This window comes from Paenibacillus vietnamensis, from assembly GCF_020169515.1.
In the GTDB taxonomy this organism is placed as follows: domain Bacteria; phylum Bacillota; class Bacilli; order Paenibacillales; family Paenibacillaceae; genus Pristimantibacillus; species Pristimantibacillus vietnamensis.
Genome location: NZ_JAHMHW010000005.1, coordinates 48,582 through 74,077, shown reverse-complemented (window position 1 = coordinate 74,077; position 25,496 = coordinate 48,582). Strand labels below are relative to the sequence as shown.

Annotated in this window: 18 protein-coding genes; 2 read left to right on the top strand and 16 right to left on the bottom strand. The window is 55.3% G+C overall.

All coding sequences use genetic code 11. The features are described 5' to 3' along the window. Positions 1–27 precede the first annotated feature (27 nt). The 16 genes from KP806_RS12795 to KP806_RS12720 all read right to left on the bottom strand — a co-directional run bounded on the left by KP806_RS12795 (position 28) and on the right by KP806_RS12720 (position 21,438). Complete coding sequence (locus KP806_RS12795) at positions 28–1,122, bottom strand: Gfo/Idh/MocA family protein (RefSeq protein ID WP_224724083.1); 1,095 nt, start codon at positions 1,120–1,122, stop codon at positions 28–30. Position 1,123: 1 nt separating this feature from the next. Next, positions 1,124–1,864: a sugar phosphate isomerase/epimerase family protein gene (locus KP806_RS12790; RefSeq protein WP_224724082.1), complete on the bottom strand. Its 741-nt coding sequence runs from the start codon at positions 1,862–1,864 to the stop codon at positions 1,124–1,126. A gap of 377 nt (positions 1,865–2,241) precedes the next feature. After that, a complete protein-coding gene (locus tag KP806_RS12785; RefSeq protein ID WP_224724081.1) occupies positions 2,242–4,227 on the bottom strand; it encodes an ABC transporter substrate-binding protein in 1,986 nt (661 codons plus the stop codon). Positions 4,228–4,247: 20 nt separating this feature from the next. Beyond that, positions 4,248–6,551 carry a glycoside hydrolase family 95 protein gene (locus KP806_RS12780; RefSeq protein ID WP_449589906.1) on the bottom strand — a complete coding sequence of 768 codons (2,304 nt, stop codon included), beginning with the start codon at positions 6,549–6,551 and terminating at the stop codon, positions 4,248–4,250. 93 nt (positions 6,552–6,644) lie between these two features. After that, a complete protein-coding gene (locus KP806_RS12775) occupies positions 6,645–8,288 on the bottom strand; it encodes an extracellular solute-binding protein (protein ID WP_224724079.1) in 1,644 nt (547 codons plus the stop codon). Positions 8,289–8,336: 48 nt separating this feature from the next. Next, positions 8,337–9,221 (bottom strand): carbohydrate ABC transporter permease, encoded by an 885-nt coding sequence (locus tag KP806_RS12770; RefSeq protein ID WP_224724078.1) that lies wholly within the window; start codon positions 9,219–9,221, stop codon positions 8,337–8,339. 24 nt (positions 9,222–9,245) lie between these two features. Continuing rightward, complete coding sequence (locus KP806_RS12765; RefSeq protein ID WP_224724077.1) at positions 9,246–10,196, bottom strand: ABC transporter permease; 951 nt, start codon at positions 10,194–10,196, stop codon at positions 9,246–9,248. A 154-nt stretch (positions 10,197–10,350) separates the two neighbouring features. Continuing rightward, positions 10,351–11,952, bottom strand: coding sequence for a response regulator (locus tag KP806_RS12760; RefSeq protein ID WP_224724076.1), 1,602 nt, complete (start codon positions 11,950–11,952; stop codon positions 10,351–10,353). After that, positions 11,945–13,687: a sensor histidine kinase gene (locus tag KP806_RS12755; protein WP_224724075.1), complete on the bottom strand. Its 1,743-nt coding sequence runs from the start codon at positions 13,685–13,687 to the stop codon at positions 11,945–11,947. The genes KP806_RS12760 and KP806_RS12755 overlap by 8 nt, the downstream gene beginning before the upstream one ends. A 166-nt stretch (positions 13,688–13,853) precedes the next feature. Next, positions 13,854–14,768 carry an endonuclease/exonuclease/phosphatase family protein gene (locus KP806_RS12750; RefSeq protein ID WP_224724074.1) on the bottom strand — a complete coding sequence of 305 codons (915 nt, stop codon included), beginning with the start codon at positions 14,766–14,768 and terminating at the stop codon, positions 13,854–13,856. Positions 14,769–14,876: 108 nt separating this feature from the next. Next, on the bottom strand, positions 14,877–15,485 hold the full coding sequence (locus tag KP806_RS12745) for a DNA-3-methyladenine glycosylase family protein (protein WP_224724073.1): 609 nt from the start codon (positions 15,483–15,485) through the stop codon (positions 14,877–14,879). A 614-nt stretch (positions 15,486–16,099) separates the two neighbouring features. Further along, positions 16,100–17,152: a Gfo/Idh/MocA family protein gene (locus KP806_RS12740; protein WP_224724072.1), complete on the bottom strand. Its 1,053-nt coding sequence runs from the start codon at positions 17,150–17,152 to the stop codon at positions 16,100–16,102. Further along, positions 17,149–17,904: a ThuA domain-containing protein gene (locus KP806_RS12735; RefSeq protein ID WP_224724071.1), complete on the bottom strand. Its 756-nt coding sequence runs from the start codon at positions 17,902–17,904 to the stop codon at positions 17,149–17,151. The genes KP806_RS12740 and KP806_RS12735 overlap by 4 nt, the downstream gene beginning before the upstream one ends. 24 nt (positions 17,905–17,928) lie before the next feature. After that, complete coding sequence (locus KP806_RS12730; protein ID WP_224724070.1) at positions 17,929–19,536, bottom strand: extracellular solute-binding protein; 1,608 nt, start codon at positions 19,534–19,536, stop codon at positions 17,929–17,931. A 45-nt stretch (positions 19,537–19,581) separates the two neighbouring features. Beyond that, positions 19,582–20,496 (bottom strand): carbohydrate ABC transporter permease, encoded by a 915-nt coding sequence (locus KP806_RS12725; RefSeq protein ID WP_224724069.1) that lies wholly within the window; start codon positions 20,494–20,496, stop codon positions 19,582–19,584. 18 nt (positions 20,497–20,514) lie between these two features. After that, positions 20,515–21,438, bottom strand: a complete 924-nt coding sequence (locus KP806_RS12720) for an ABC transporter permease (protein ID WP_224724068.1) — start codon at positions 21,436–21,438, stop codon at positions 20,515–20,517. A 339-nt stretch (positions 21,439–21,777) separates the two neighbouring features. Here KP806_RS12720 and KP806_RS12715 point away from each other — a divergent pair, with 339 nt between their 5' ends. Both KP806_RS12715 and KP806_RS12710 read left to right on the top strand, forming a co-directional pair. Continuing rightward, positions 21,778–23,517: a sensor histidine kinase gene (locus tag KP806_RS12715; RefSeq protein ID WP_224724067.1), complete on the top strand. Its 1,740-nt coding sequence runs from the start codon at positions 21,778–21,780 to the stop codon at positions 23,515–23,517. Positions 23,518–23,520: 3 nt separating this feature from the next. Further along, complete coding sequence (locus KP806_RS12710) at positions 23,521–25,107, top strand: response regulator transcription factor (protein WP_224724066.1); 1,587 nt, start codon at positions 23,521–23,523, stop codon at positions 25,105–25,107. Positions 25,108–25,496 lie beyond the last annotated feature (389 nt).

Here is a 25,496-nt window from a genome sequence, read left to right as displayed (position 1 = left end):
TTCTTACATCGCCCTTCAGGGGCCCGATTATTCGAACCGCGTTCCCGCCTTCACTTCCTCGATAACGCGAACGACCTCCAGCGCTTCCTCCGCCCGGATTAGAAAAGGCTTACCTCCCCGGATCGCCAGGTACAGCTCCTCCCAAATATCGTACGTCTTCTCCGGGTTCACGGGCAGCGTGCGGTCGATCCAGAAAAGCTTCTCGCCGGAATCGTAGGTGCCCGTGCTGCCGAATGCCGCCCCCGGCGTCCCCGGATCCGCCTCAAGCTCGCCAAGCGGAACGCCCGGATCCAGGTAGCGGAGCCGAATTTCCCGGCCCGTTGCGGTCAGGCTGCCCTTCGTGCCGTACACCTGATAAGTCGGCGAAGGAATCGCGATGCCGCCGCTGATTTCGATATCGACGACGCGCCCGTTCTCGCCCTTCATAATAATTTTCAAATGATCCTCGGCATCCCCTGCGGCGGCGACCTGCTTCAGATCGCTCCAGATCGAAGCTACCGGGCTTTGAAGCAGGCATAGGCCGTGATCGACGATGTGCGGCCCCCAGTTCAGCAGCTGGCCGCCGCCAAACGCCTTGATCGTCTGCCAATCGCTGCGCCGCTGGTAGTTATGGCGGTTCAGCCGGATCAAATACACCTCGCCGAGCAGGCCGCTGCCGATGATTTCGCGCACATGAAGAAAGTCCGGGTCGAACCGGCGGTTGTGGCGGACGAAGATCCGGCGGCCGTTTTTGGCGGCCGCTTCGTAGAGAAGACGGGCCTGCTCGTACGTCTGCGCGAACGGCTTCTCCATCAGCACGTCCTTGCCGGCGTTCAGAGCCAGCAACCCGTGCGCATAATGGTCGCTGGAGCGCGTCGCGATATCCACCAGTTCGATTGCCGGATCGTGAACCAGGCTCTCCAGGCTGTCATGCGTGCGGATGCCCGCTTCCTCCGCCATCCGCCTGCGATCCTCCAGCGTATCGAATGCCGCTTCAATGCGGAATTGCGCCTCCTTGCCCTGCAGCTCCTTCCGGTGCATGCCCCATCCGGCCCGGCCGAGGCCGACCAGTCCGATCCCTATCGGCGTTAAAGCGGCAGAGCCTTTGTTAGTCTCCAAATTCCCTTTATTTGCCTGAACCATCTCAATAACCGCCCTTCCGCAAATAGTCGCGGCTTTCCGCCAAATCCTCCAGCGGCTCCCGCAAATGCGTATCGTGCTCGACGAAAATCCAGCCTTCATAACCCGCCGCCGTTGCCGCGTTCAGAATATCCAAATTGTTCATGCCGATATTCCCTTTGCCAAGTCCGCAGAATCGGCCGCGCTTATGCCAGACGCCGGCGTCGGGGTCGGTCAGCAGCCAGTCCTTGACGTGGATGGCAAGAAGCCGGTCCGCGTACAAAGCCGCAATCCGCTCGGCGTCTCCGCCCATTGCCGCCAAATGGGCCGTATCGAATACGAGGCCTGCGGATGGGCAGCGCTCCAGAAACGACTCCAGCTGCTCCTGCGTCTCCACGAGCGTTCCCATATGGTTGTGGAGCGCAACCCGGATCCCCCACCTCTCCGCATGCTCGGCCATAATGTTCACCTGCCTGCAAAAGACGTCGAAGTCCGATTTTTCAGTCACTTCCGTCCACACGTAGTCCCTGCCGAGGCCTGAGGCCCATTGTACCGAGAGCTCGACGCTCGGCCCGCGGACCGTTGCAAACGACAGCCCGTTCCGGCGCAGGAAGGCCGACTTGCGGATCGCCTCCTCCGGATGAAAGGCGGTCAGCCTCTCGATGCCGTCATATCCGATATGTTTAAGCGCCAGCGCGCGCGCTTCAAAGTCAAAATGTCCGCCGTCCCAGGCGTACATGCCGTAATCGGCTATGCCGATTTTCATTCCGTCCTCTCCTTCCGTGTTCGCGACTCGTTCGGTTTATTGCCTATTATAGGCGCTTTATAATAGTAAGTTCTCTAGCCGATATTGCTCTAAAGTTAAGGAATTTTGCTTAACGCCTCGTCACGTCTCTCGCTAACGAATCACACAGTCTCTATTGGGCCGGTTTGATCATCTTTTTATTTCTTACGAACCGCAGACATGTTATCCGAGTGAAAAGCTGCCGACAGGCGCTCATTTACGAGTCATAACGTGAGCTGAGTCCGATAGAAATCAGATTTGTTCATTTGGGAGCAAGTAGCGTTCCTTGTGTTCGCTAGCGCCATTCTCGCAAGGTGCACTACGGGACTCCTTCTCACGAGGCACCTCAAACGCGCCTTCTACTCCGCCTTGAAATACCATTGCTCGGCCGCTCCAAGCACGGTTGACGTAAAATATCCGCGCTCGGCCGCTGAGTTTACGTTTCCGAGCCTGCGATTATACACAAAAGGCTGGGGCGTGCCCGCAACCGTGCCGATCAGCCACAATTGCTCCGCCTGAATCCGGTAGATTTCTTCCGCCATCCGGGTCCGCTCCGCCGGGTCGGAGGAAGTCTTGATGACCTCCCGGCATTCATAAAGACGCTTCGCCGCAGGCAGCGGCTCCACTCCTTCCCGCCCGCCGGTTTCATACCATTTCCACCATAAGGGCGTGGAGTCGCTAAGCCCTCCTTCGTGGTACGGAATAAGAGGGTCTCCGCCGACCATTTCCCAAATCGAGAAAATAATCCGGTTCGTGACCTGAAGCTCCCCCCACTCCCGCCCCGTCGGAAGGGCTTGCACCTGAACGCATAAGCCCAGCTTCGCCCAATCGCCGGCGATCGCTTCCGCGCCGTCCGCAGCCGGAGGCGTCACGTGAAAATAGGCCATAAGCAGCTCGAGACGCCGCCCGTCCGGTCTAAGCCGCCAGCCCTCCGCATCGCGCCGGTGCAGCCCCATCGCATCCAGCAGCCGGTTCGCTTCCTCCGGCTCGAACGCCGCACATGAGGACTCGAACTCTCCGCGGAAGTAATCCAGATAGGAGGGGGCCGTTGCTTGCGCCGTACGCCCGAAGCCAAGAAAGATCTCTCTTCGGATCCGCTCCCGGTCGATACCGAGCGATAAGGCCCGGCGGAACTGTAAATCCCGTACGATCTCGCCGATCGCGTCGTCCTCGGGACAGAAATTCAAGGTGACTGCAAGCTGCTGTCCCTGCCAGGCCGGCAGCAGCATGACGCTGCAGTCCCCCGCTTTGCTTGCCTCCAGCAGCGGGGAGAGCTCCTTCAGTTTCAGGAAATTTGTTTGAATATCTATTAAGCCGGCTCGAATCCTCTCGCGCAGTCCGTTCAGATCGGCCGCTGCCGACCGTTCGATCCGGTCGATATACGGAAGCTGATTGCCTGCCTGATCCACCTTGTAGTAATAAGGATTCCGCACCAGCGCCGCTTCGGCTGCCGTATAGCCCGGCTCGTACAGCCACGGATCCAGCGACGGGTACCGCTCGATGTCCGGTATGCCGGCAGGGATCATATAACCCGCCTCGCGTACGGGCGGATCGATGCTTTGGTAGAAAGGCCCCCATTGCCCGGGACCAAACCCCTTCTCCCGCATCACCTGCGAGAGCTCCTCCGGCGGCCGGTAGCTGCTATGAAAAGCCTTAAGGTAATGAGCCGGCCTCAGCAGCATATGCCATCTGGCGCTGCGGATCTGCTGGGTGATGAAGCCCGGATAAGACTTGCCGAACACCAATCGGAATTCCCGCCCGTCCACGATCTCCAGCTTTGTCCGCGTGCCTCCCCAGGCAATCCACTCCCACTCGGGCAAAAAAATGACGGAGCCCTCCGAGTTCGTCAGCAGCGGACGGATTTCCGGATGCATAACGACGTCTTCATAGGCGTAACGGACGTCCTCCGTCGTAACGGGAACGCCGTCCGACCATTTCAGTCCCTTTCGGATACGGAACGTATGAGCCTTGCCGTCGTCGCTGCAAGCCCAATGCTCGAATATGCCCGGACGCACGGGGCCCTCCATCCGGCTGTAATGGTGATATCGGCCGGACGGTCCCAGCTCCAGCAGCTCCGCCTCCAGCATATGGCGGAGATAATGGCAAAATTTCGTGTTGATCTCCGAATAACGTACCGTTCCGCCGTAAACGCCGGTTTCGTCCCAGGCCTCCATGACGAGCGGATTGTCCGGAAGCCGCGCCTCAAGCGGCGGCAGTTCGCCGCGTCTGACGCGCTCACCCGATAGGGGAGCTTCGCGGAAGCCGCCGAACGGACGGCCGGACAACTTCTCATATTCGTCCAGGTTATAAAGCGAGGGGCTGCCGGACAGATGTTTTGCTTTCACCGCGAATTCCTCCCATTTGTTCAAGTAGCCGGCGTTAACAGATACGTTTTGCCGCTTTTGGTAGCGAAGGAGATGAGTCCTCCGTTTTCCTGGACGGCCTGGACATCGGCTCCCCCGCACGTTATTCGCAGCTTTTCCGGAGCCCATAGGCGGCACGTTCCGCTTGAATTCGTTTCGATGCCTGCCCCCGTCAGCCTGCCTTCCCTCCACGTGATCCCGACAGCGTAGCCGCCGCGCGCGCGCAGGCCCGACACGCTTCCGTCCCGCCACGCCTGCGGCAAAGCCGGCAGCAGCCTGATCTCTCCGGCATGGCTTTGCAGAAGCATCTCGGCGATGCCCGCCGTCCCGCCGAAATTGCCGTCGATCTGGAATGGCGGATGGTTGTCGAACAAATTCGGAAGCGTCGACTTGGCGAGCAGCGCGTTCACGTTGGCATGCGCCTGCTCGGCGTCTCCCAGTCTGGCCCAGAAGTTGATGATCCAGGCGCGGCTCCAGCCTGTGTGTCCGCCGCCTGCGGCAAGCCGCCGCTTTAGCGTAACCCGGGCGGCTTCCGCCAGCTCCGGCGTTCCCAACGGCGTGATCCGCCTGCCCGGATGCAGCGCGAACAAGTGGGAAATATGCCGGTGCCCCGGCTCCGTCTCTTCGTAATCCTGGAGCCATTCCTGAATTTGGCCGTGGCGTCCGATCCGGAGCGGAGGCAGCTTGCCGCGCGCCGTCTCGAGCTGCCCGCGGAACTCTCCGTCAACGCCGAGCAGAAGGCTGCCTTCGATGCATGCCGTGAACAGGGCGTACGCGATCTCGCTGTCCATCGTCGGCCCGTAACATAGCACGCCCGATTCGCCGTTAGGAAGCTTATACGTGTTCTCCGGTGACACGGACGGGCAGGTGACCAGCAGGCCGTCCGGCGCTTCCACCATATAATCGAGAAGAAATAAAGCGGCTTCCTTCATCGTGCCGTAAGCACGCGCCAGAAATACCCGATCCTGCCCGAACTCGTAATGCTCCCACAAATGCAGGCACAGCCAAGCGGCCCCGAGCGGCCAATAAGTGGCAGGCATATAGCTGCCCTGAGGGGCGGTATCGCCCCACATATCCGTATTATGATGTGCCGTAAACCCCCGGCAGCCGTACATGCTCTCGGCCGTCTGCCGGCCGGGTACGCGCATCCTTTCAATCAGGTCAAACAGCGGCTCGTGGCATTCGCCGAGGCCGCACACCTCTGCGGGCCAATAATTCATTTCGGCATTAATATTGATCGTATATTTGCTGTCCCAGGGAGGAAGAAACTGATCGTTCCAGATGCCCTGCAGGTTCGCGGGCAGCGATTGCGGCCGGCTGCACGAAATCATCAGATAACGTCCGAAATGAAAATACAAGGCTGCCAGCCCGGGATCCTCGGCTCCCTGCCGGACGCGCTCCAGCCTCTGCTCCGTCGGCAGGTCCGCTTCCTCGCCGCCGCTTGCGCAAGACAGCGTCAGGCTTACCCGGCTATACAGGCTGCGATAGTCCTCGAGATGCCGCTGCAAAAGCTGCTCGCCGGTAAGGCGTCCCGCCTCCTCCAGCCGTCCCAGGCATGCCTGCAGCGGATCCGTCTCGCGAAAGCTGGAGTCGGCGCTTAATAGCAGCGTTACCTCGTCGGCATTCTCCACGACCAGATAATCCCCCATTGTGAACAACCGCCCGCCCGAGGCGCGGCCGGCTAATGCAGCGCTGAAGCGGACGCCGTCTCCTCCGCTGTCGCCGGACATGTAGACGGCGGCGTCCCCCGCACGGCCGCTGCGCTCGACATACCGCCAGCTGCCGCGGCTGATCCGGGCCCGGAACGAGATCCGGCCCGGCCTGTCCGCCGTAAGCCGGATGACGATGACACCGTCGGGATAGCTGGAGAAAATGTCCCGCCGGTACAGCGTTTCTTCCCGTCTATAAGCGATCCGCACGACCCCCTGCTCCAGATCGAGCTCACGGCTGTATTCGGACGCATCGCCGTAGCCGTCCTCCATATTCAGCAGCAAATCCCCGAGCGGCGTATAATGCCGCTGATTTTCCGGTGTGCCGGAAAACGCCAGTAAAGCCAGCTTCTGCGCCTCCTGCAAACGGCCCTCGAAGATCAGCCTCCGGATTTCCGGCAGCTGCCGAAGCGCATCCGGATTGTTCCGGTTCCGCGGTCCGCCGTGCCAGACGGAATCCTCGTTCAGCGCAATGCGCTCCGCTCCGGGACGGCCGAAGACCATGCCGCCCAGCCGCCCGTTTCCGACGGGAAGAGCCTCGTTCCAATTGTCGGCGGGGCGGTTGAACCATATGCGTTCCTTATGCTCCGTTTTCATCATCCCATGTCTCCTTCATGCGTCCCGGCGGACAAAGCCGGCCCGGCGAGGCGCCTGCGCTAGCGGCAGGCGCGCCCGGGGCCGGATTCGCATTTACTTGCCGCCGGCAGCGTATTGTTCCTTCAGTTCCTTCAAAATTTGCTTGTACGTTTCATCCGATGTAATGCTGGCCACGTACTGATCCCATTCTTCCATGCTCATCTGGCCCATAACGACCTTCACTCGGTTATCCTTCAGCCCTTTCGTCAAACGGTCCCATTCCTTGAGCAGCGTAGGCGCATACAAATTGTAGTGCGGCATGCCGAGGCCGCTGGCTGCGGCTTCCTTGTATTTGGCGTTAATATCCGCCACCGTTTCCTTGAGCTCGGCCAAAGCAGCCGGATCCGCTCCGCGTCTCGTTTCAAAATCATTGATGAAAAACTCCGAATCGCGGTAGGTCTGCATAATCCACGGATCGCCGCCGACGCCGTCCTCGCTCATTTTCTGCTCGTTCATAACCTTCGCGCCGTCTTTCTCTTCATAGTGGACACCCTCGATGCCCGACAGGAATAAATCAAGCGATTCCCCGCTTGCCATCCAGTCCAGGAAAGCAAGCACGCGCGGAATATTTTCTTTCGGCATTTTGGCATTCATCGCCGTTTGCGTCCAGAAGCCCGCATTCGTATCGACCGCCGGACCCTTCGGACCCTGAAGCGGCTTCAGCAGCATACCCTTTGCATTCGGGTCGACGCTGTCCGCGAATTTATTGATCGGTTTTTCGGCCGGCACATACGCATGCCAGCGGAAGACCAGACCGGCCGCCGTTCCGTCGGGGAAGCTCGCAACCTTTTGGCCCAGCGCGAATTCCGGATGGATGGCTTTAGCATCGTACAGCTTTTTGAGCCATTCCAGATACCCTTTGTACTCCGGCATAAAATTGCTGTAGACGAATTCACCGTCCGCGTTAACGCTCCAATCCCCCGTACCGGTGAAGGCGGCGACGATCGATTTCATGGAGGTGCTCTCCAGCGCGCTTGCCCCTGCGCTCAAATCCAGGCCGTACATTTTAGGGGGATCGGAAAGGGCGATAAGGGTATCGCCTAGCTCTTCGACCGTCTCCGGCGTCTTCAGCCCCTTCGCTTCCATTAAATCCTTACGAAGCCAAGTGCCTGCGAAGGTTTCCGGCTCGAGGTTGCGCGGAACCGCGTAAATTTTGCCGTTAAACGTAACCTTGTCCCACAGCGACTGCGGAATTTTGCCGAGGTTCGGATATTTCTCCGCAAAATCAGGCGCTTTAATATAGTCCGTCAAGTCGTGGAAAACGCCGTTCTCGATCGCTTTCACCTGCACCGACGTATAGAGCTGCGGACCGCTCGGCATGACCTGGATCAGATCCGGAAAATCGCCGCTCGCCAGCCCTACATCCTGCCTGGCCGCGTATTCGTTATAAGGGACGTACGTCAGGTCGATTTCGGTATTCGTCAGTTCCTCAACCTTTTTCTCGATCGGATTGCCTTCCGGAGGGGTATTTCCGAACGAAATAATCAGCATCGATAAATCCAGCGGCTTCCCGGTGCCGGTCTCCGCGTTCCCGTTATTGCCGCTCTCCGTCGTTCCGGTGTTGCTTCCGGCGTTGCTGCCTGCGTTGTTCCCGGCGTTCGTTCCTCCGTTCGAGCTGCAGGCGGATACGGTTAACGTGAAAGCGAGCAGCAGCAAAGACATTGATACGGTAAGCTTGTTCTTTTTTCCAATCACCATGTTCGACCTCCAAAGGTTTATATTTTGTATTGGATCGGACCGCCGGGATTACTCCTTGACGGAACCGATTAAAACCCCCTGCGCGAAATGCTTCTGAAGGAACGGATAGACGAGGACGATCGGCGCCATAACGGCGATGACGGCCGCCATCTTCATCGTTTCCTCGGGCGGCGTGCTGCCGAGCTGAAGCTGCGTCAGCGCCTGGCTGTCGATGAACCGGCTTGCGTTCGCGGCCAGCACGATTTGCTGCAAATACACTTGAAGCGGCCATTTGACGCTGTCATTGATATAGATAATGGCGTTAAAATACGTGTTCCAGAAGGCGACGGCGAAGAACAGGGTGAACGCCGCGAGCGGAGCCTTCGACAGCGGCAGAATAATTCGCATGAAGATACCCATGTCGTTGCAGCCGTCGATTTTGGCCGATTCCTCCAGCTCCTGCGGGATGCCTTGAAAAAAGCTTTTCAGCACCAGCACCGTCCATGCGTTCGTGACGACCGGCAGAATGAGCGACCACCAGCTCTCGAGAAGACCCAGGTTTCGCACGACGAGATAGTTCGGGATAAGTCCCGGCGAGAAAAGAATGGTCAGCACGAGGAGGCGCAGCATCGCCGTCCTTCCCGGCAGGTAGCTCTTCGAAACCATGTACGCGAAGGTCGCGGAAATCGCGAGCGCCAGCGGCGTGCCCGCCAAGGTGACGAACAGCGAAGACCGCAGCGCCGTATTAAAGCCGTTGCCGAACAAAATATACTTGTAAGCGTCCGCCGACCATTCGGCCGGCCATAAAATCAGCTTGTTCGGCTCGTAGACCGACGAATCCGTGAAGGACACGGCCAGAATATAAAAGAACGGAACAATCATCGCCAATCCGACAAGCAGCAGCACGAAGGCCACGGAAAGCTGATAGAGGCGGTCCGCCCGGATCATGCCCATTTCGTTCACTCCTCTCAGAGGCATCTACCAGATGCCCTCATGCCCTTTTTTGTTGGCGATGCGGTTGGCCGCCACCACCAGCACGACGCCGATGACCGATTTGAACAGCCCGGCCGCGGTACTGTAGCTGTACTCGCCGCTCCGGATGCCCGTCTTGTATACGTAGGTGTCGAATACCTCGGCCACCTTCATGACAAGCGGATTTTGCATCAGCCATAGCTGCTCGAAATTGACCTCCATCGCGCTGCCCAGCCCGAGAATGAACAAAATGATAATCGTGGGCATGATGGACGGGATCGTGACATGCCGGATCTGGGCGAAGTGCCCGGCGCCGTCCAGCCTTGCCGCTTCGTACAGGGAAGGGTTGACTCCGGCGATCGCGGCCAGATAGATGATCGTTCCCCATCCGATATCCTTCCAGATGCCCTGCACCGTGACGATGCCGTAAAAGTACTTGTTCTCAAGCAGGAAGGAAATCCTTTCGCCCCCTAACGCCTCGATCGCTTTGTTGATCAAGCCGTATTCGGAGGACGTCATCAAATACGTAATGCTCACGACGATGACCCAGGAAAGGAAATGCGGGAAATAAATCATCGTCTGGATCGAGCGCTTGTAAGCCTGCCATCGCACTTCATTGAGGAGCAGAGCTAGCAAGATTGGCGCCGGAAATTGCACGAGCACATGAAGCAGGCTGATGATCAGCGTATTGCGGAAAATAATGGAGAAGTCCGGATCGTCGAACAGTCTGCGGAAATGCTCCAGCCCGACCCAATCGCTCTCCAGAACGCCCTTAATCGGCGTATAATCCTGAAAGGCGATCAGAATGCCGTACATCGGGACATACTTGAAAAAAATAAAGTAGACGATGCCCGGCAGACCCAGCAAATACAAGTAGCGGTAGCGCCATATCGTCTGCAGGCTCCGGCTTTTGACGACAGGCTTTGCGAGCCATCCGGCTCCGGCGGTAGTTTTCATGCTACGACCTCCTCTTGCTATCAGTTTGCCAGAGTCCGGGCATTCGAAATAGAAAAAGCGGTGACTTGTTATGTACAACTGTGACTTTTTCGTATGCGCTTTCATTTAAATATACAAAACGGCTCCGCAGCTTAAGCCGAGGAGCCTCTCCATTCTAGACGGACTGGTAGCTTTTCCGGTATTCCTGCGGCGTTACGCCGACTGCCTTGCGGAACAGCTTGGAGAAATACGTATAATGGCTGCAGCCGACCTGCTCCGCAATAGTCGTGACCTTGAGATTGGTCGTCGTCAGCAGCGTTTTGGCGCGGTCCATCTTCTCGGCCAGCATGTAATCCGACATCGAAACGCCCTTCACTTTCTTGAACAGCCGGGACAAATAAGCCGGATTCAAATGGACGACGGCCGCCAGATCGTCCCGGCCGATTTCGGAAGCGAGATTGGCCTTAATATATTGACATACCCGCTCCACAATCGCCGAATGGCTGCCGCCTGACGCGGACAAGGCGGAGGCCAGCTTCTCCAGCGTCTGCCTCGTCCAGCTTTTCATGCGGGGAATCGAAGCCGTAACGGCCGGGCCGTCCATCAGCTCCCTGGATTCGAATACGTCATGCACGGACAGGTTCCGCTCATGCAGCATCTGGAACACAAGGCCGACGATGTGAACGTAAAAAGCTTCCAGCGCCTCCGTGCCGGCCGACTCCCGCTCCATCTCCTCGAACGCCTGGTACGTCTTCCGTACAGCCTCCTCGTGCTTGTTCATATCCAGCAGGACGCGAATATCCGGCCATTTGAAGGAGGCCGCGCCGGAGTGCCGCGGCTCTTCCTTATCCAGAAACATCACCCGATTGACTTCATGGATGTTGTAACGCTCCATTTCCTGCAGCCGGCCGTATGCTTCGCTTACGCTGCCGACGTTGACCGGCTTGCCCACGTAGCAGGTGAGCGTGCAGTGCAAATATTGCTGGCAGGCGGCAATCAGCTTCCCGCATGTATCGGCTATGCGGGCTTCGTCATACGCCTCGGAGCCGTCGGGACGCAGAATCGCCATCTGGCCGCCCGGCACCTTCACGATTTCACCGGGGTAGACGCCGCCGAACGTTTCCGAGGCGATATTGCCGAGCGCAAACTCCAGTATCGCCTCTTCTCTTGCCGTCAGCTTCTGGTTCCACGACTCCAGGCTGATCAGGACGGGGACGACCCGGTCGTCGGCCTGAATCGGCAGGCCGTACAGCTCCGCCGCGTACGCCAGGTATCCGTCCGTCGGAATTGTACGCCCCTGAAGCAGGTCCTGCCAGAAACGCTCGACCAGCACCGGCCTCTGCTTCTCCCATAAACCGAGATACTGCTGATATTGCTGCAGGAAGAGGTGCTGCTCCTCATCCTCCCCGATCTTCCCGATCGCGTCCCGCACGACAGCCTTTAGCTGGTCATGGTCGAAGGGCTTCAAAATATAATCGTAGCTGCCCATTTGAATCGCACGCTGCGCATAGGAGAAGTCGGCATGTGCCGTCAAAAAAATCGTCTCGATATCGGGGTGGCTTTCTTTGATCTTGTCCATCACCTCGAAACCGCTCGTCCCCGGCATCTCGATATCGACAATGAGCAGGTGGAGCTTATGCTCGGCCGCTATGGCTGCGGCATCCTTCAAGCCGTATGCTTCATGGATGCATCCGATCGGCAGGTCCCTCCAGTCGATGGCACGGCTGATTCCCTGCACGGCAAAGCGTTCGTCGTCGACGACCAGCATGTTATACATGCTCTTGTCCCCCTTCCGTTTCGTATGGAATGCGGAGGCGGATTATCGCGCCTCCCCCGTCCGCATTCGCGAACGAGGCGGCAGTCCGTCCGCCGTAACGCATGCTTAATCTCCTGTAGATGTTCCAAATGCCAAGATGTCCCTCCTGCGTTTCGTTGAAATAATTAAGATTTTGCAGCTGTTCCAGTAGCTCCGGGGAAAAGCCCGTCCCATTGTCCGACACGGTAATGTCGACGAAACAGCCTCCCTCCGCGGCCTTGCCGTGCAGGCAAACCTCGAGGCGGATAACAAACGCCAGCTCGGGATTTGTGAAGCCGTGCACGACGGCATTCTCCACGAAGGGCTGCAGCGACAAAGGCGGAAGCAGAGCGGAGCCCGCTTCTTCGTCCATGTCGCACTCGAACCGGATCTGGTCCGGAAAACGCAGCATTTGAATGCCCATGTAATTGCGGACATGCCCGATCTCCTCGCCGATCGTAATCAGCTCCTTCTCCGTTCTCGTAATAAAGCGGAAATACTCGGAAATATGCAGGATCAGCTTTTTCACCGTATCGTAATTGCGAAGGGCGACCAGATTGTACACAATATTCAAGCTGTTCAAATAAAAATGCGGATTGATCTGCGCTTGAAGCTGTTTATACTCCGCCCGCAGAGAGCGGTTTTTCTCTTCGTAAACATCGATTTTCAAATGTCTGATTTCGGAGGCCATCCGGTTGAACGCCTCAATGAGCTGGCTGAGCTCCAAGGTTTTCTCGGGCCGGATCCGGATATCCAGCCTTCCCTCCTCAAGAAGCCGCATCCCCTTGATCAGCTTCCGGATTGGCTTGATCAGGATCGTCCGCAGAACGGCCACATAAATGGCGAGCATGACGATAACCGCCAAAATAATCAGATAAAACAGCCGCTCAAAAAATAGCAGGTTTTTCAGCAATATCGATTCCGGAATGAGCACCGTCAGCAGCAGATCAGCCATCGACGACTCCCGGCTCACCTGCACGTAACGAAGCTTGGAGCCTTCCTCCTCGGACACCGGAAAACGCTTTCGGAAAAACGACGGCTCCTGCTTCAGAAACGACTGCTCCTTCATGCTCGCCAGCACCTCGTACTGCTTGGACAGCGCCACGACCTGGCCCCGGTCGCCGAGATCCATTTGCCGGAATGGCGCCATAACGTTGCCGGATCCGACCCAGGCGCCGATATAGACGGAAGGAGCGGCTTCGACGACGCTGATCAAGCCAAAGGAATTGGCGTCATGAATCGTCTGCCAGCTGTAAAATTCCCTCGTTTCGATCGCGCGGTCGAGCACCTCCAGCCAGCCTGTCCGGCCCGGGCCGCTTCCAATCGATTGGTCGGTGGACGCCAGGTCCTTGCTCTTCTGCATGTACAAAAACAGAAAATCGGCTTGCGGCGTATAGACCAGCACCTGCTTCAGCGATTCCATCGCTTTATATTTGCTGTAAATGTAAGGCCGGCTGCCGGGTTCATATTTGGAAACCAGATTGAGATCGTCGCTGCTGCGCTGGACGCTGCTCAAATTGTCGTTGATTTTCTGAAGAGACGTATCCAGGGAAGCCATATACAGCCGCATCAGATTGGTATTCGAATTGATAATCTCTTCGCGGATGTTGTTCATGCTGAACCGGTTGACCAGAAACAGCAGCGTCGCGAATGGCAGAACGACAAGCAGGCAGGCCAAAATAAACTTGACTTGAAGCGATCCTTTAAACAGCGGCATCCCCTTCTCTCCTACGACAGATCAGACAACTTCCGTATGTTAAGGATGCATCGGATATGCAAAAATTTCAACAACATTAATTCCCAATATTTCAATAGAACTTAAACCAATAAAACAAAAAAACCGCGATTTCCGCGGCAATTCATGCGACCATACCTCTTTTTCATTACAACTTAAATGTGGCGAAAACTCCGGCGTGATCGGAAGGCCAGAGAGCGGCAGGTGTCCTGTCACCCTGTTCTTCTCCAACCAAATCCGCATGAATCGGTATCGTCACATTTTTAAATAGAATATAGTCTATTCTTATATTCAATGCAGAAGCTGCATTCAAAAGATCGGGGGCCTGAACACCGGTAAAGCCAAAGCCTGCCCCCACTTCAGTCCATACATCACGAAGTCCTGAACTGACTAAAGCAGTGAATGTAGGGTTGGCAGGGGTCAAATTCAAATCTCCCGTAAGAATCACCGGTAACTCAGTCTTGGCCGGACCATTTATCAGCTCCAATGCTTGGGCATTCCTTGTATTAAAATCAAGCGGCTCCAAATGGGTGTTGATCATCCTAAAAACACGATTACCTAATTTCACATCAACCGAGGACCATCCCCGAGTGAATCCGGAATAATTCGTTGTGAAATTAACTTCTTGTTTATCGATCACCTGAAGTCCTAGTTCTTTTCGAATCAAAATGACATCCCGGTCCAGAAAACTAATCTTATTTCCGTTACTATCCTGAACATCTTGTACATCCCGATTATGATTACGAGCCGCTGCTTCATAGTGCAGCCCGATCGCTTTTAACTCAGCCATCAGCAATTCAACAAAGTCATAGACAACCGTCCCAAAACCGGGAACTTCGAGCTCCCACCTTTCCGCTTCCTGTAAGCCGATGAGATCGGGTTTTCTAGACGCAATCTGACTGGCGATTGCTTTGGCACGAACAGGAAAATTGGTCGCAAGAAATTGACGGTACACTTGTGTTACCGCCGGTGGCGTTAGTCCGCCTGTCAACGGTGATAAATCCGCACCTAGATAGATATTCCAGGTTAAAAACGAAACACCTTGTCTTAGTCTGGCTCCCATCGCCTTTAATGCCCCTCCTTGTTTTCAATCATCTTAACAATAGATGAAAATGGGGGGGTGTTTGTGTCATTTTTGCTTTAATTTTAATTCTCCGGGAGTCCAATCCTTTCATGGTGCTGATAGTTCCCATAGGTAGATGGAAGCTACCGTTCCGTAAGGCGAGTAGTTGTCACGATAGGCGTTAAATTGCTGCTTGGACAAAGTGTCCAGCCCGTACAGTCTCATCATGCCGCGACGGATGGCGATATCTCCCCAGCTGACGACATCTCGCCGTTCCAGGCAATGAAGCAGCAGCATTTCCGCCGTCCAGATGCCTACGCCTTTAATAGCCGTCAGCCTGTCGATCACCTCTTTATCGGACAAGCGGCGCAGCTCCTCCATCTGCAAGCCGCCTTGTGCGATAAGCTCGGCGATCTCCTTGATGCATTCCGCTTTTTTCATGCTTAAGCCGCATTGCTTCAAATCCGCCGCCGTTTGGGCCGCCAGACGTTCCGCGCTGAATTCGCCGAACCGGCTCTGCAGTCTCCCCCATATCGTAGCCGCGGCCTTAACCGAAATGAGCTGGCCAACGATCGCATGTGTCAGTGCGGAGAACAGGTCCGGCGTCACGGCTCTTTCCACCTTGCCGATCCTGTCTATCGCCGCCCCAAGCGCCGCATCCCTCTTTTTCAAATATTCGATCTCTTCCTCGCCATAGTCGAAGGTTTTGGTCATCATTCGCGTCCCCCTCCCGATTCTTTCTTCTACTATACCTTATCCGGCCCGATTGATGCCCCAAGATGGAATGAAACAGCAAGATTGTGAAACTCCTCATCTCCTCACTGTCAATCACTCGCCCGGCTTCGATAAGGCACCTCTTTTTTTCATTTTTGATCCACTCTCCCTTTAGCTCAGGAAAACGGGCTGTTTTCGTCCCACCATCATGAGCTGTGTATTCGTCTGACCGTCCAGAGCTTTATTCGTCTACCCATCATGAGCTGCGTATTTATCTGCCCGGCCGGAACCGAGGGGATAGTGCGCAAAAGAACAATACAAGCTATATACCCTCTGCCTGCGTAACTCATCAAGCTCCGCAAGATCCGAACATCCTCACTAAAAATCACTCGCACACACCCAAGCTAGATGGGTCACCCTTTTTTCGTTCTTTGCTTCATTGTCCCCTCAACTCAGGAATTTGAGCTACCTTCGTCCACCATCCCGGGTTGAGCATTTTCGTGTACCCAACCCGAGCTGAGCTGTTTTCGCCTACCCATCCTGAGCCCAGGGGATAGTGAGCAAAAGAACAAAATCGCAAAATACCCGGAAGCCTAAGCCTCCGGGTATCACCTTTTTTATAGCTTAACGGTCGCCTTCGTTTCGCTTGCCCTGACGATCGCATCCAGTATTTCCTGGTTGCGGTAGCCGTCCATGAAGCCCGGAAGGCCGTCCGGGACGTTCCCCTCGAGCAGGGAGGCAAAGTCCGCGTACTGCGTGACTTTGCAGTGCGCAGGCACGTCGAGTGTGACCGTCGCTAGCTGCCCTGGCGCTTCTTCGCGGATCCATATCAGCTGGTTCGGGTTAAGCGTCGATGCGTGCAGCGTGCCGCAATCCCCGTAGACGGACACCTCGTGCTGATTGCCCGAGCCGATCGCGTTGCGGGTCGTCTGGAAGACGCCCATCCTGCCGCCCGTCATCCGGGCCTGGAAGCTGGCGAAGTCGTCGACCTCGACGGCGGCCATCGTCCCGCTCGAGGGATCGTGGCGCTCCGGAATGATCGTATGCAGCTGCGCCGACAGCTCTTCGAACTCCTCCCCGAACAGGAAACGCGCCATGTCGATCATATGAGAGCCCAGATCTCCGAGCGTGCCCGTGCCGGTGATCGCTTTGTTGAACCGCCATATATAAGGCGTATTGTTTGCCGCTGCGCCCCAGCCCTGCAAGTACTGAATCGAGAAGCTGCGGACCTCGCCGAGCTTGCCTTCGCGTATAAGCTCTCTCGCAAAGCGGAAGGCCGGCGTATAGCGGTAGGTAAAGGCGAGCAAGGCCGGAACCGGCTGCCGCTCATGCAGCTCGAGCAGCGGAACCGCTTCCTCGAACGTGCGCGTGAACGGCTTCTCCGCCATAAATGGCTTCCCTGCCTGCAGGCAGCCTCGAATGATTTCCGCATGGACGTTGTTCGGCGTAACGGAAATGACCGCCTCGACGTCCGGGTCTTCGATCAACCGGTTAAAATCCGTATACCGCTTTTCCTCCGCGATGCCGAGCTGCTCCCCGGCCTTGACCAGCGCTTCCTCGTAAACGTCGCTGACGGCCGCGATCTCGAAGCGGCCCTCCGCCTTCATCCAGCGGATATGCTCCTGGGCCATGCCGCCGAGGCCAATCAAACCGATCCGGAATCGTTTCATCTTGAGCCCGCTCCTTCCGCCGGCAAAACCTTCCGCCCGATCGGCTCCAGCGGCGCCGCATTGCCGTACGTCGGCTCCGCCGAGCCGTTTGGCGCCGCCCACCGCACACCGTTCACAATAACCTTCTGGATTTCTTTGTTATGGTAAGTCGGATACGTTTCATGACCCGGGCGGAAGTAAAAGATTTTCCCCTGCCCTCGGTGGTACGTCACGCCGCTGCGGAACACCTCTCCGCCTTCGAACCAAGAGATGAACACCAGCTGGTCTGGCGCCGGGATGTTAAAGTGCTCGCCGTACATCTCCTCCTGCTGCAGCTCGATGTACTCTCCAAGCCCTGCGGCGATCGGATGGGCCGGATCGATGACCCATAGCCGCTCCTTCTCGTCCGCTTCGCGCCACTTCAGCTGCATGGTCGGCGTGCCGAGCAGCTTGCTGAAAATTTTCGAGGCATGGCCCGAGTGAAGCACGATCAGCCCCATGCCCGCCAAAACCCGCCGGTACACCTTCTCGACGATGTCGTCCCTAACCTCGTGATGGGCGAGATGCCCCCACCAGATCAGGACATCCGTCCGGTTCAGCACGTCATCCGTCAGTCCGTGCTCCGGCTCATCCAGAGTTGCCGTTCCTGCGTCAAAACCGGCCTCCGCCAAAAATCCGGCAATCGCGCCATGAATGCCGTCCGGATAAATGCCGCCGACGACCGGGTTTGCTTTCTCATGGCGGTTCTCATTCCATACGGTAACCTTTAGCATGACTATTACGCTCCTTCATTTTCTTTACTCTACGCTTGTGTACCGTTTATAGGCTTCCGTACGAATCTCAACGAGCCGTTTAAGCCCCATTGTGTTCAGCTGCTTGATATAGGCATCCCACTCTTCGTCGACGTTGCCTTTCGTAATCCACTGGGCGCGGGTCGTCTTGACGTAGCTATCGATATCCGTCGTCAGCGTAGGCAGCTCCTGGAACTCCTCCGCGCTGTACATGACGTTCGGGAACGGATCGGTCACGTATTCGCTGCCGAGCTTGTCGATGACAAGCTTCAGCCCGTCGCCGGTCGTCTCGTCCAAGACGATATTTTTCTCGAAGCTTGGGCTTACGTATTTCGGTCCGAAATCCCGCACGGATTGCTCCCAGTACCAGGCATCCGCGCTCGTGCCTTCAGGCGGGGACATCAACGCATAAGTGCCGTCGTCCTTCTTCTCGATAACCGTGCCGATCGCGCCCCAGAAATTTTGGATGCTCGCTTCATTCGTGTAGAACTGGTCCGCCCAGCGCGCCGCGACCTCCGGATGCTTGCCGGATTTCGTGATCAGGAGCTCATTGCGGCGAAGGCTGAGGCCGACCGGGTCGCCGGTCTGGTATCGGTTCCCGTCCGGTCCGGCAATCGACGGAATCGTTGCATATTGATCCTTCCATTTGCCGAACACCGCGTCAGGTATCCATTGGTTGGAGAAGCCGATCAGGGCGACATCCGGATTTTGCTGCTTCGCCGTCGACATCGTGCTGTCCTGCGTGAACAGCTCCTGGTCGATCAAACCTTCCGAATACAGCTTGTGCACCCATTTGATCGCTTCCTTATATTCGTTCGAGGCAGGGTAAAACACCGGATCGCCGTTTTTCAGCATCATGCTGTTGTTATTCAGGTCGGTAATCCCGAACGGGCTCAGGAAGTCCATGCTGATATCGACCGAGCCGCTGAACGGAATTTCATCGGCTTTGCCGTTCTGGTTCGGGTCCTTTTCCTTGAACGCCTTGAACACCTCATACAGCTCGTCGATATTATCCGGCACTTCCAAGCCAAGCTGGTCCAGCCAGGCTTTGTTGATGACCGGCTGCATCGTGCTTTTCGGACGCGACGGCAGCCTTGCAGGCAGCGAGTAGATTTTCCCGTCCGGGAACGTGCTGAGCTTCCTCATCTCAGGCGTTTCTTCCATTGCCGCCTTCAGATTCGGCATATATTGATCGATTAAATCGTCCAGCGGGAGGAAATACGATAAGTTGTTAACGATATCGGAATCCGAGAAGACGATATCTCCGAAAATAATATCCGGCAGCGTGCCGCTCGCCAGCATAATCGACTTTTGCTCGCCCCAGTCGTTGTAGGACATGACCTGCCAATTGATTTTGACGTTCGTCTCTTTCTCCAGCTCCTGCAGCCATGTGTTATTTTTGAACGTGTCCCCCATATTGCCCCAGCGGACGGTCAGAACGTCCAGCGTGACCGGCTCCGATACGATCGGAAGCCCTTCCTTGTTGAATTCGGCCCCCGCTTTGGCAGGAGCGTTCTCCGAATTCCCGGAGCAGCCGATTAAACCGAACACCGTGCAAAAACTAACGAAGGCGATGGACCATCTTTTTCCTTTTGCTTTCGATTTTTGGTACATGCGAAGCTTCCCCCTGTTCAAATTAAAAATGGTCAAGCGGATCCCCTATTTCACGGCGCCGATCATCACCCCCTGGTTGAAGTACTTCTGCACGAACGGATACATGCACATAATAGGAAGCGTGGAAACGATGATGACCGAATAGCGCATCAGATTGGCAAGGCGCATGGCGATAACCGCCGCTTCGCCCGTGCCCATGCTCGACTGCATCTGGTTTGTAATCAGGATATTGCGCAGGATAAGCTGCAGCGGGTACAAATCCTGATCCTTTAAATAAATTAGCGCGTTGAAATACGAATTCCAATACCCGACGGCCGTCCAGAGCGCCAATACCGACAGCACCGCCTTCGATAGCGGAAGCACGATCTGGACATAATATTTCAGGTTGCCGCAGCCGTCAAGCTGGGCGGCCTCCCACAAATCGCCGGGAATGCTCGATTGAAAAAATGTGCGCGCCACGATAATGTTGAATACGGCGACGGAAAACGGCAGCACCATGACGAGAAACGTATCGTACAGATGAAAGTCGCGGATCGTCAGGAAAGTCGGAATCAAACCGCCGTTAAAAAACATCGTAAAGATAAAAAACAAAGTAATCGCCTTGCGACCGGCCAGATCCTTACGGGAAAGCGCATACGCCGCCGAAACGTTGACGGCCAGGCTGATCAGCGTCCCTATGACCGTGTACAAAATCGTATTTTTATAGCCGATCCATATGTTCGAATGCTTTAGCAGCTCTTGGTAGCCGTCCAGCGTGAACCCCATCGGGAGCACCCACATCCTGCCGCCGGCAACCGCTGCCGGATCGCTGAACGACGCGATGACGATAAAATAGATCGGGTACACGATTAAGATCAGCATCATGACCGCGAATAAATAGATCAACGCCTCCAACACATCGAACGTTCGCCTTTTTTCCTTGCTTGCCGCCGGCTTCGCTACTGCTTCCACTGCGTTCATCACTATCCATCCTTTCCGTTACCACAGGCTGTTTTCGCTGTATTTTTTCGCCGCCTGATTGACGAGGATCAGCAATATAAAATTGATGACCGTATTGAACAGGTTGATGGCCGAGGAGAAGCTGTACTGGCTGCTGAGCAGCCCGATCTTGTACACATAGGTTGCGATGACCTCGCTTGAAGATATGTTCAGGTTGTTCTGCATGAGATACACCTTCTCGAAGCCGACCCCAAGCAGACCGCCGATCCGCAAAATGAGCAGCGTTATCGCCGTCGGCAGCAGCATCGGCATATCGATGTACCGGATTCTTTGCCAGCGGCTCGCCCCGTCGACCTTGGCCGCTTCGTACAGGCTAGGATCGACCGCGGACAAAGCCGCAATGTAAATAATGCTGTCCCAGCCGGCGTGCTGCCATACATCGGTCCATACGTACAAGCTGCTGAACATGCCCGCAGACCCGATCAGATTCGGCGCCTCCGCCCCGAACAGCCGGAACAGGTTGCCGAGCAGCCCGTTGCCGGGAGAAAGCAAGATCAGAATCAGCCCCACCATGACGACGGTAGAAATAAAATGCGGCATGTAGGTGACGGTCTGGAACACTTGCTTAAATCGGTTCGCCCTCATCTGGTTGATCATCAGCGCCAGCATAATCGGAATCGGGAAGGTCGCTATGCTGTACAGGCTGATGACAAGCGTGTTCTTGATCGTAATATCAAATTGATAGGAGTTAAAAAACTTCTCAAAATAGTTGAAGCCCGCCCAAGGGCTTTCCAGTATTCCCGTTGCGGGGCTGTAATCCTTAAATGCGATCAGCACCCCGTACATCGGGATATACGCAAATAGCAGAAGCAGCACCGCCGCGGGCAGCAGCAGCAGGTACAAACCCCAGTTTTTTCTGATCCGGCCGAGCGTATGCAGCATGCCGGCGTTTGATTGGCTCATTTTCAAACAAATTCCCCCATCCTTCGTCCTACTCTTTCAGGCTGGCTACTCACTCTCCCTGCCTCTTTATTATAGATCGGGTGAATTTCACAATGCGGACCTTCGAAAACGGTTATTCGGACTTTTTGGACGGATTGGGGAAGACCGGCTTGTCCCCGCATATCCGTGAAAATATCGCTATCCGGACTTTCTATGCCCTTTTTCGGACTTTCAGCGGAAATGCGGGAAATCGGTATGTCTTATCCGGAGGGATTCGCTCTATAATAAACTTTAACGGCGGCTGTAACCGTTTTATTGTTTATTAGCCTAAAAGGACGGAAAGGATTTGGGATGAACCCTATGGCGAAACAAACGACACGCAAATCGTATCCGATCAGGCATTATGTCAAAATTATGATGGTCATCTTATGTTCCGTACTCGCGCTCGATTGTATGATCAGCATTGCCGCGATTTCCATCGTGAAGCAGCAGACTGCCCGGTATATGCAGGATACGGCCAATTTGTACATTAACCGGATCAATCTCGATTTCTCCAATATTAATCAATATATGGGCTGGACGCTCGCCAACGATGAGAACATCGAAGAGATGAAAACGCACAGCCCCGCCGATACCGAATTTTTGAAGGCGAACACGGAGCTGTACAAGCGGTTCGGCGAGCTGCAAAAAAATTACGAGCAAAAATATAACTTCTTTATTTATTTGAAGGATCAGCAGTATTTTTTGAACACCGCCCCGACGAACCTGGTATATCCCGACTTTCTGGCACTAAAAAAACAGATTTTCTCCTATGTGCAGGATAAAAATCTGTTTGAAAAGTTTTATTCCAAATGGTCGCCCATTCTGCTGAACGATAAATCTTTTATCATTAATATCGTACCCTATTATGAGAGCTACCTGATCTGCGTCATCTCCGCCGACAATCTGATCCGGCCCCTGCAGCAGATGGATCTCGGCGATAACGGGTTCGTCACTCTGGTGGACCGGAACGGCGCTGCGATTGCGGCACCGGAGTCGGACGAGGCGGCGGCATTGCGGCAGGAAGCGGACCGGTCATCGCCGCTCGAGCTGGTGCAGTCCAAAACGACCGTCAGCGGCCAGTTCTCGAATGCGGACTTCGGCGTCAACATGCTGATCAAATTCGGAGCGTTCGAGAAAATAATGATCGCCCAGCTGCTGATTCTGCTTCTGGCCGTCATCGTCGCTTTCGCGCTAAGCGGCATGATGATCTATTTCAACCTTCTGATCCTGCGGCCGCTAAAGCATTTCTCGTACAATTTGACGCAGCTTAACGAAGACGACAAACCGCTGGAGCTCAAAATCAACCGAATCGTCGAGCTGGACTACGCGAACAAGCTGTTCAAAAATTTGCTCGAGCAAATTAAAATATTCAAGATCGACAGCTACGAGCATGAGCTCGAAAAACAAAAAATCCAGCTGGATTATATGAAGCTGCAGATCAAGCCCCACTTTTTCCTGAACTGCCTGACGAACATTTACAGCATGGCCCAAATGCATATGTTCGAGGAAATTCAAAGCATGGCGATCTCCACGTCCAATTACTTCCGCTATTTGTTCCAGAGCGGGCAGGACTTTGTCAGGCTGGAGGATGAGCTTGACCACGTCCGGATCTACCTGGAAATCCAGAAGCACCGCTACCGGGATGCGTTCACATACAGCATCGAGAAGGACGGCGGCACGGCGCACATGAAAATTCCGCCGCTTGTGCTCCAGACGTTTATCGAGAACTCGGTGAAATACGCGGTATCGCGGGTGAACGAGGTGCAAATTCGCGTGAAGGCCGGAAGCTTAACGGATTCGGAGGGCGAGACGGCCGTTATCCGCATTTCCGATACAGGACCCGGCTTTGCCCCGGACATTCTGGAGAGGCTGCGCAGCGGACAGCCGCTGGAGCAATCGGACGGGCATCATATCGGCATTATGAATACGCTGAAGCGGCTGGCGTTTTTGTACCGCGGCAAGGCTGACATCCGCTTCTCCAATTCCGAAGGCGGAGGCGCCTGCGTTGACCTTTTCCTTCCTCAAACTCCGCAGAACATGCTGCGAAAGGAGCCGTGAAGCATGAACGTATTGCTTGTAGACGACGACTACTTTGTCGTGACCGCGCTGGAGAAAAAAATGAACTGGCAGGCGCTCTCCATCGGGAAGGTTTATTCCGCGTATAATATCGCCCAGGCGCAGGAGCTGCTGAAGCAGCATCCGATCCATATTTTGATCTGCGATATCGAGATGCCGCAGGGCAGCGGCCTGGAGCTGCTCGCCTGGATCCGGGAGGAGCAGTACAACGTCCAAACGATCTTCCTGACCAATTACGCCGATTTCAACTATGCGCAAAAAGCGATCGAACTGCAAAGCTTTGATTATTTCCTTAAGCCGATCGAGTTCGACAAGCTGACGCTCATCGTCCAGAAGGCGGTCGCCAAAGCGAACGAAGAGCAGGATCAGGCCAAAGCGATACAAGAAGGCTATTACTGGAAAAAAAACCGGAAAAACGTCCAGGAGCATTTCTGGCGCAAGCTGGCGACGGGGAAAACCGCCTATGCCAAGCCTGACGCCATCGGCCGTCTGATCGGAGAGCAAAATCTGGCTTACGCGCTGACGGACATGATACAGCCCGTGCTTCTGCATATTTTCCCTTATGAGGGAAGTCTCGGAAAACGCGATAAGGACTTGTTCGACTTTGCGCTGCTGAACGTGCTGCACGAGCTGTTTCAGGATTCCAGGTTTTCGGTCGAAACGGTGCTGGAGCTGCAGGACTGCGACTGGATGGCCGTGCTGAAGTGGCGGGAGGAGCCGGATACCGCCGCTGCGGAAAGCATTTGCGCAACGTTCATTCAAAGGGCCAATCAGTATCTCAAATGCGACGCCTGCTGCATGATCGCCGCCGCGGGTAAGCTGGAGGACATTCACCAGACGTTGAAGGATCTGCTCGGCATGAACGAAAAGACGATCAAATACCGCAACCAGACCTTCCTGCTGGAGCATTACCGGCAGTCGGACGCCTCTTATTCGCCGCCCGATCTGGCGCTGCTGGAGCAGCTTTTGGAGCAGAACAACCCGTCCGCCTTTCTGGAGGAAACGAGCCGCTATCTGCACCATATTTCGCGCAATCAGATGCTGAATGCGTCCGTTCTCAGCCTGTTCCGGCTCGATATGGTCCAGCTTGTGTACGCCTATCTCAAAAGCAAGGAAATTATGGCGCACAAAATGTACACGGGCAGAACGAACGACCAGCTGTTCATGCAGTCTCTGCACTCGATCGAGGATATGGAGAGCTATCTCCGGTATCTGGTGAACACCGCGACGGAGTACCGCAATTTCGCCGAGCAGCCGAACTCGGTCGTCGAGGAAATCAAGCATCATATCCGCACCCACTGCGGCGACGAGCTTTCCCGAACAAGCCTGGCCGAGATCGTTTTCCTCAACCCCGATTACCTGGCGCGGATGTTCAAGAAGGAAACGGGCATTTCATTAGGCAATTACATTATCCAGGCCCGCATCAAGGTCGCCAAGCATTTGCTCGAGACAACCCAAATCTCGGTCAATACGATCGCGAGCAAGGTCGGCTATTCCAATTACTCCTATTTCACGAAGCTGTTCAAGCAGGAGGTCGGATGTACGCCCGTCGAGTATCGGAAGCAGCGCTAGAAATGGATTTTCTCCAGTTATTTTCACCGTTTTTGGTCCTATTGGCATTTTAACTGGATTGCTTGCACATAATTCCTTTTAAATCCTTAGTTTCCGCCGCAAAGCCAGAAAGTAACGGTAGAAAATCCCGTTATTTCGCATCCTACCGTCGATCTTCCTAAAATAACCGCATAAAATCCAGTTACTCCAAAAACATTCATTCCCTACTTCGGGAAAGCATATGCCTTTGGAACTGGTATTCCAGTAGTCGCAACCAAATATTCAACATAAACGGAGTCTGCCTCATATAATCCTATTTCACTTAAAGTAGGATAGCCGCGTGATTCCATAATCCGGATACGGATCCGGTCTGTCTGTACGGGATCGAACCGGCAAATCTTTTTGTAACC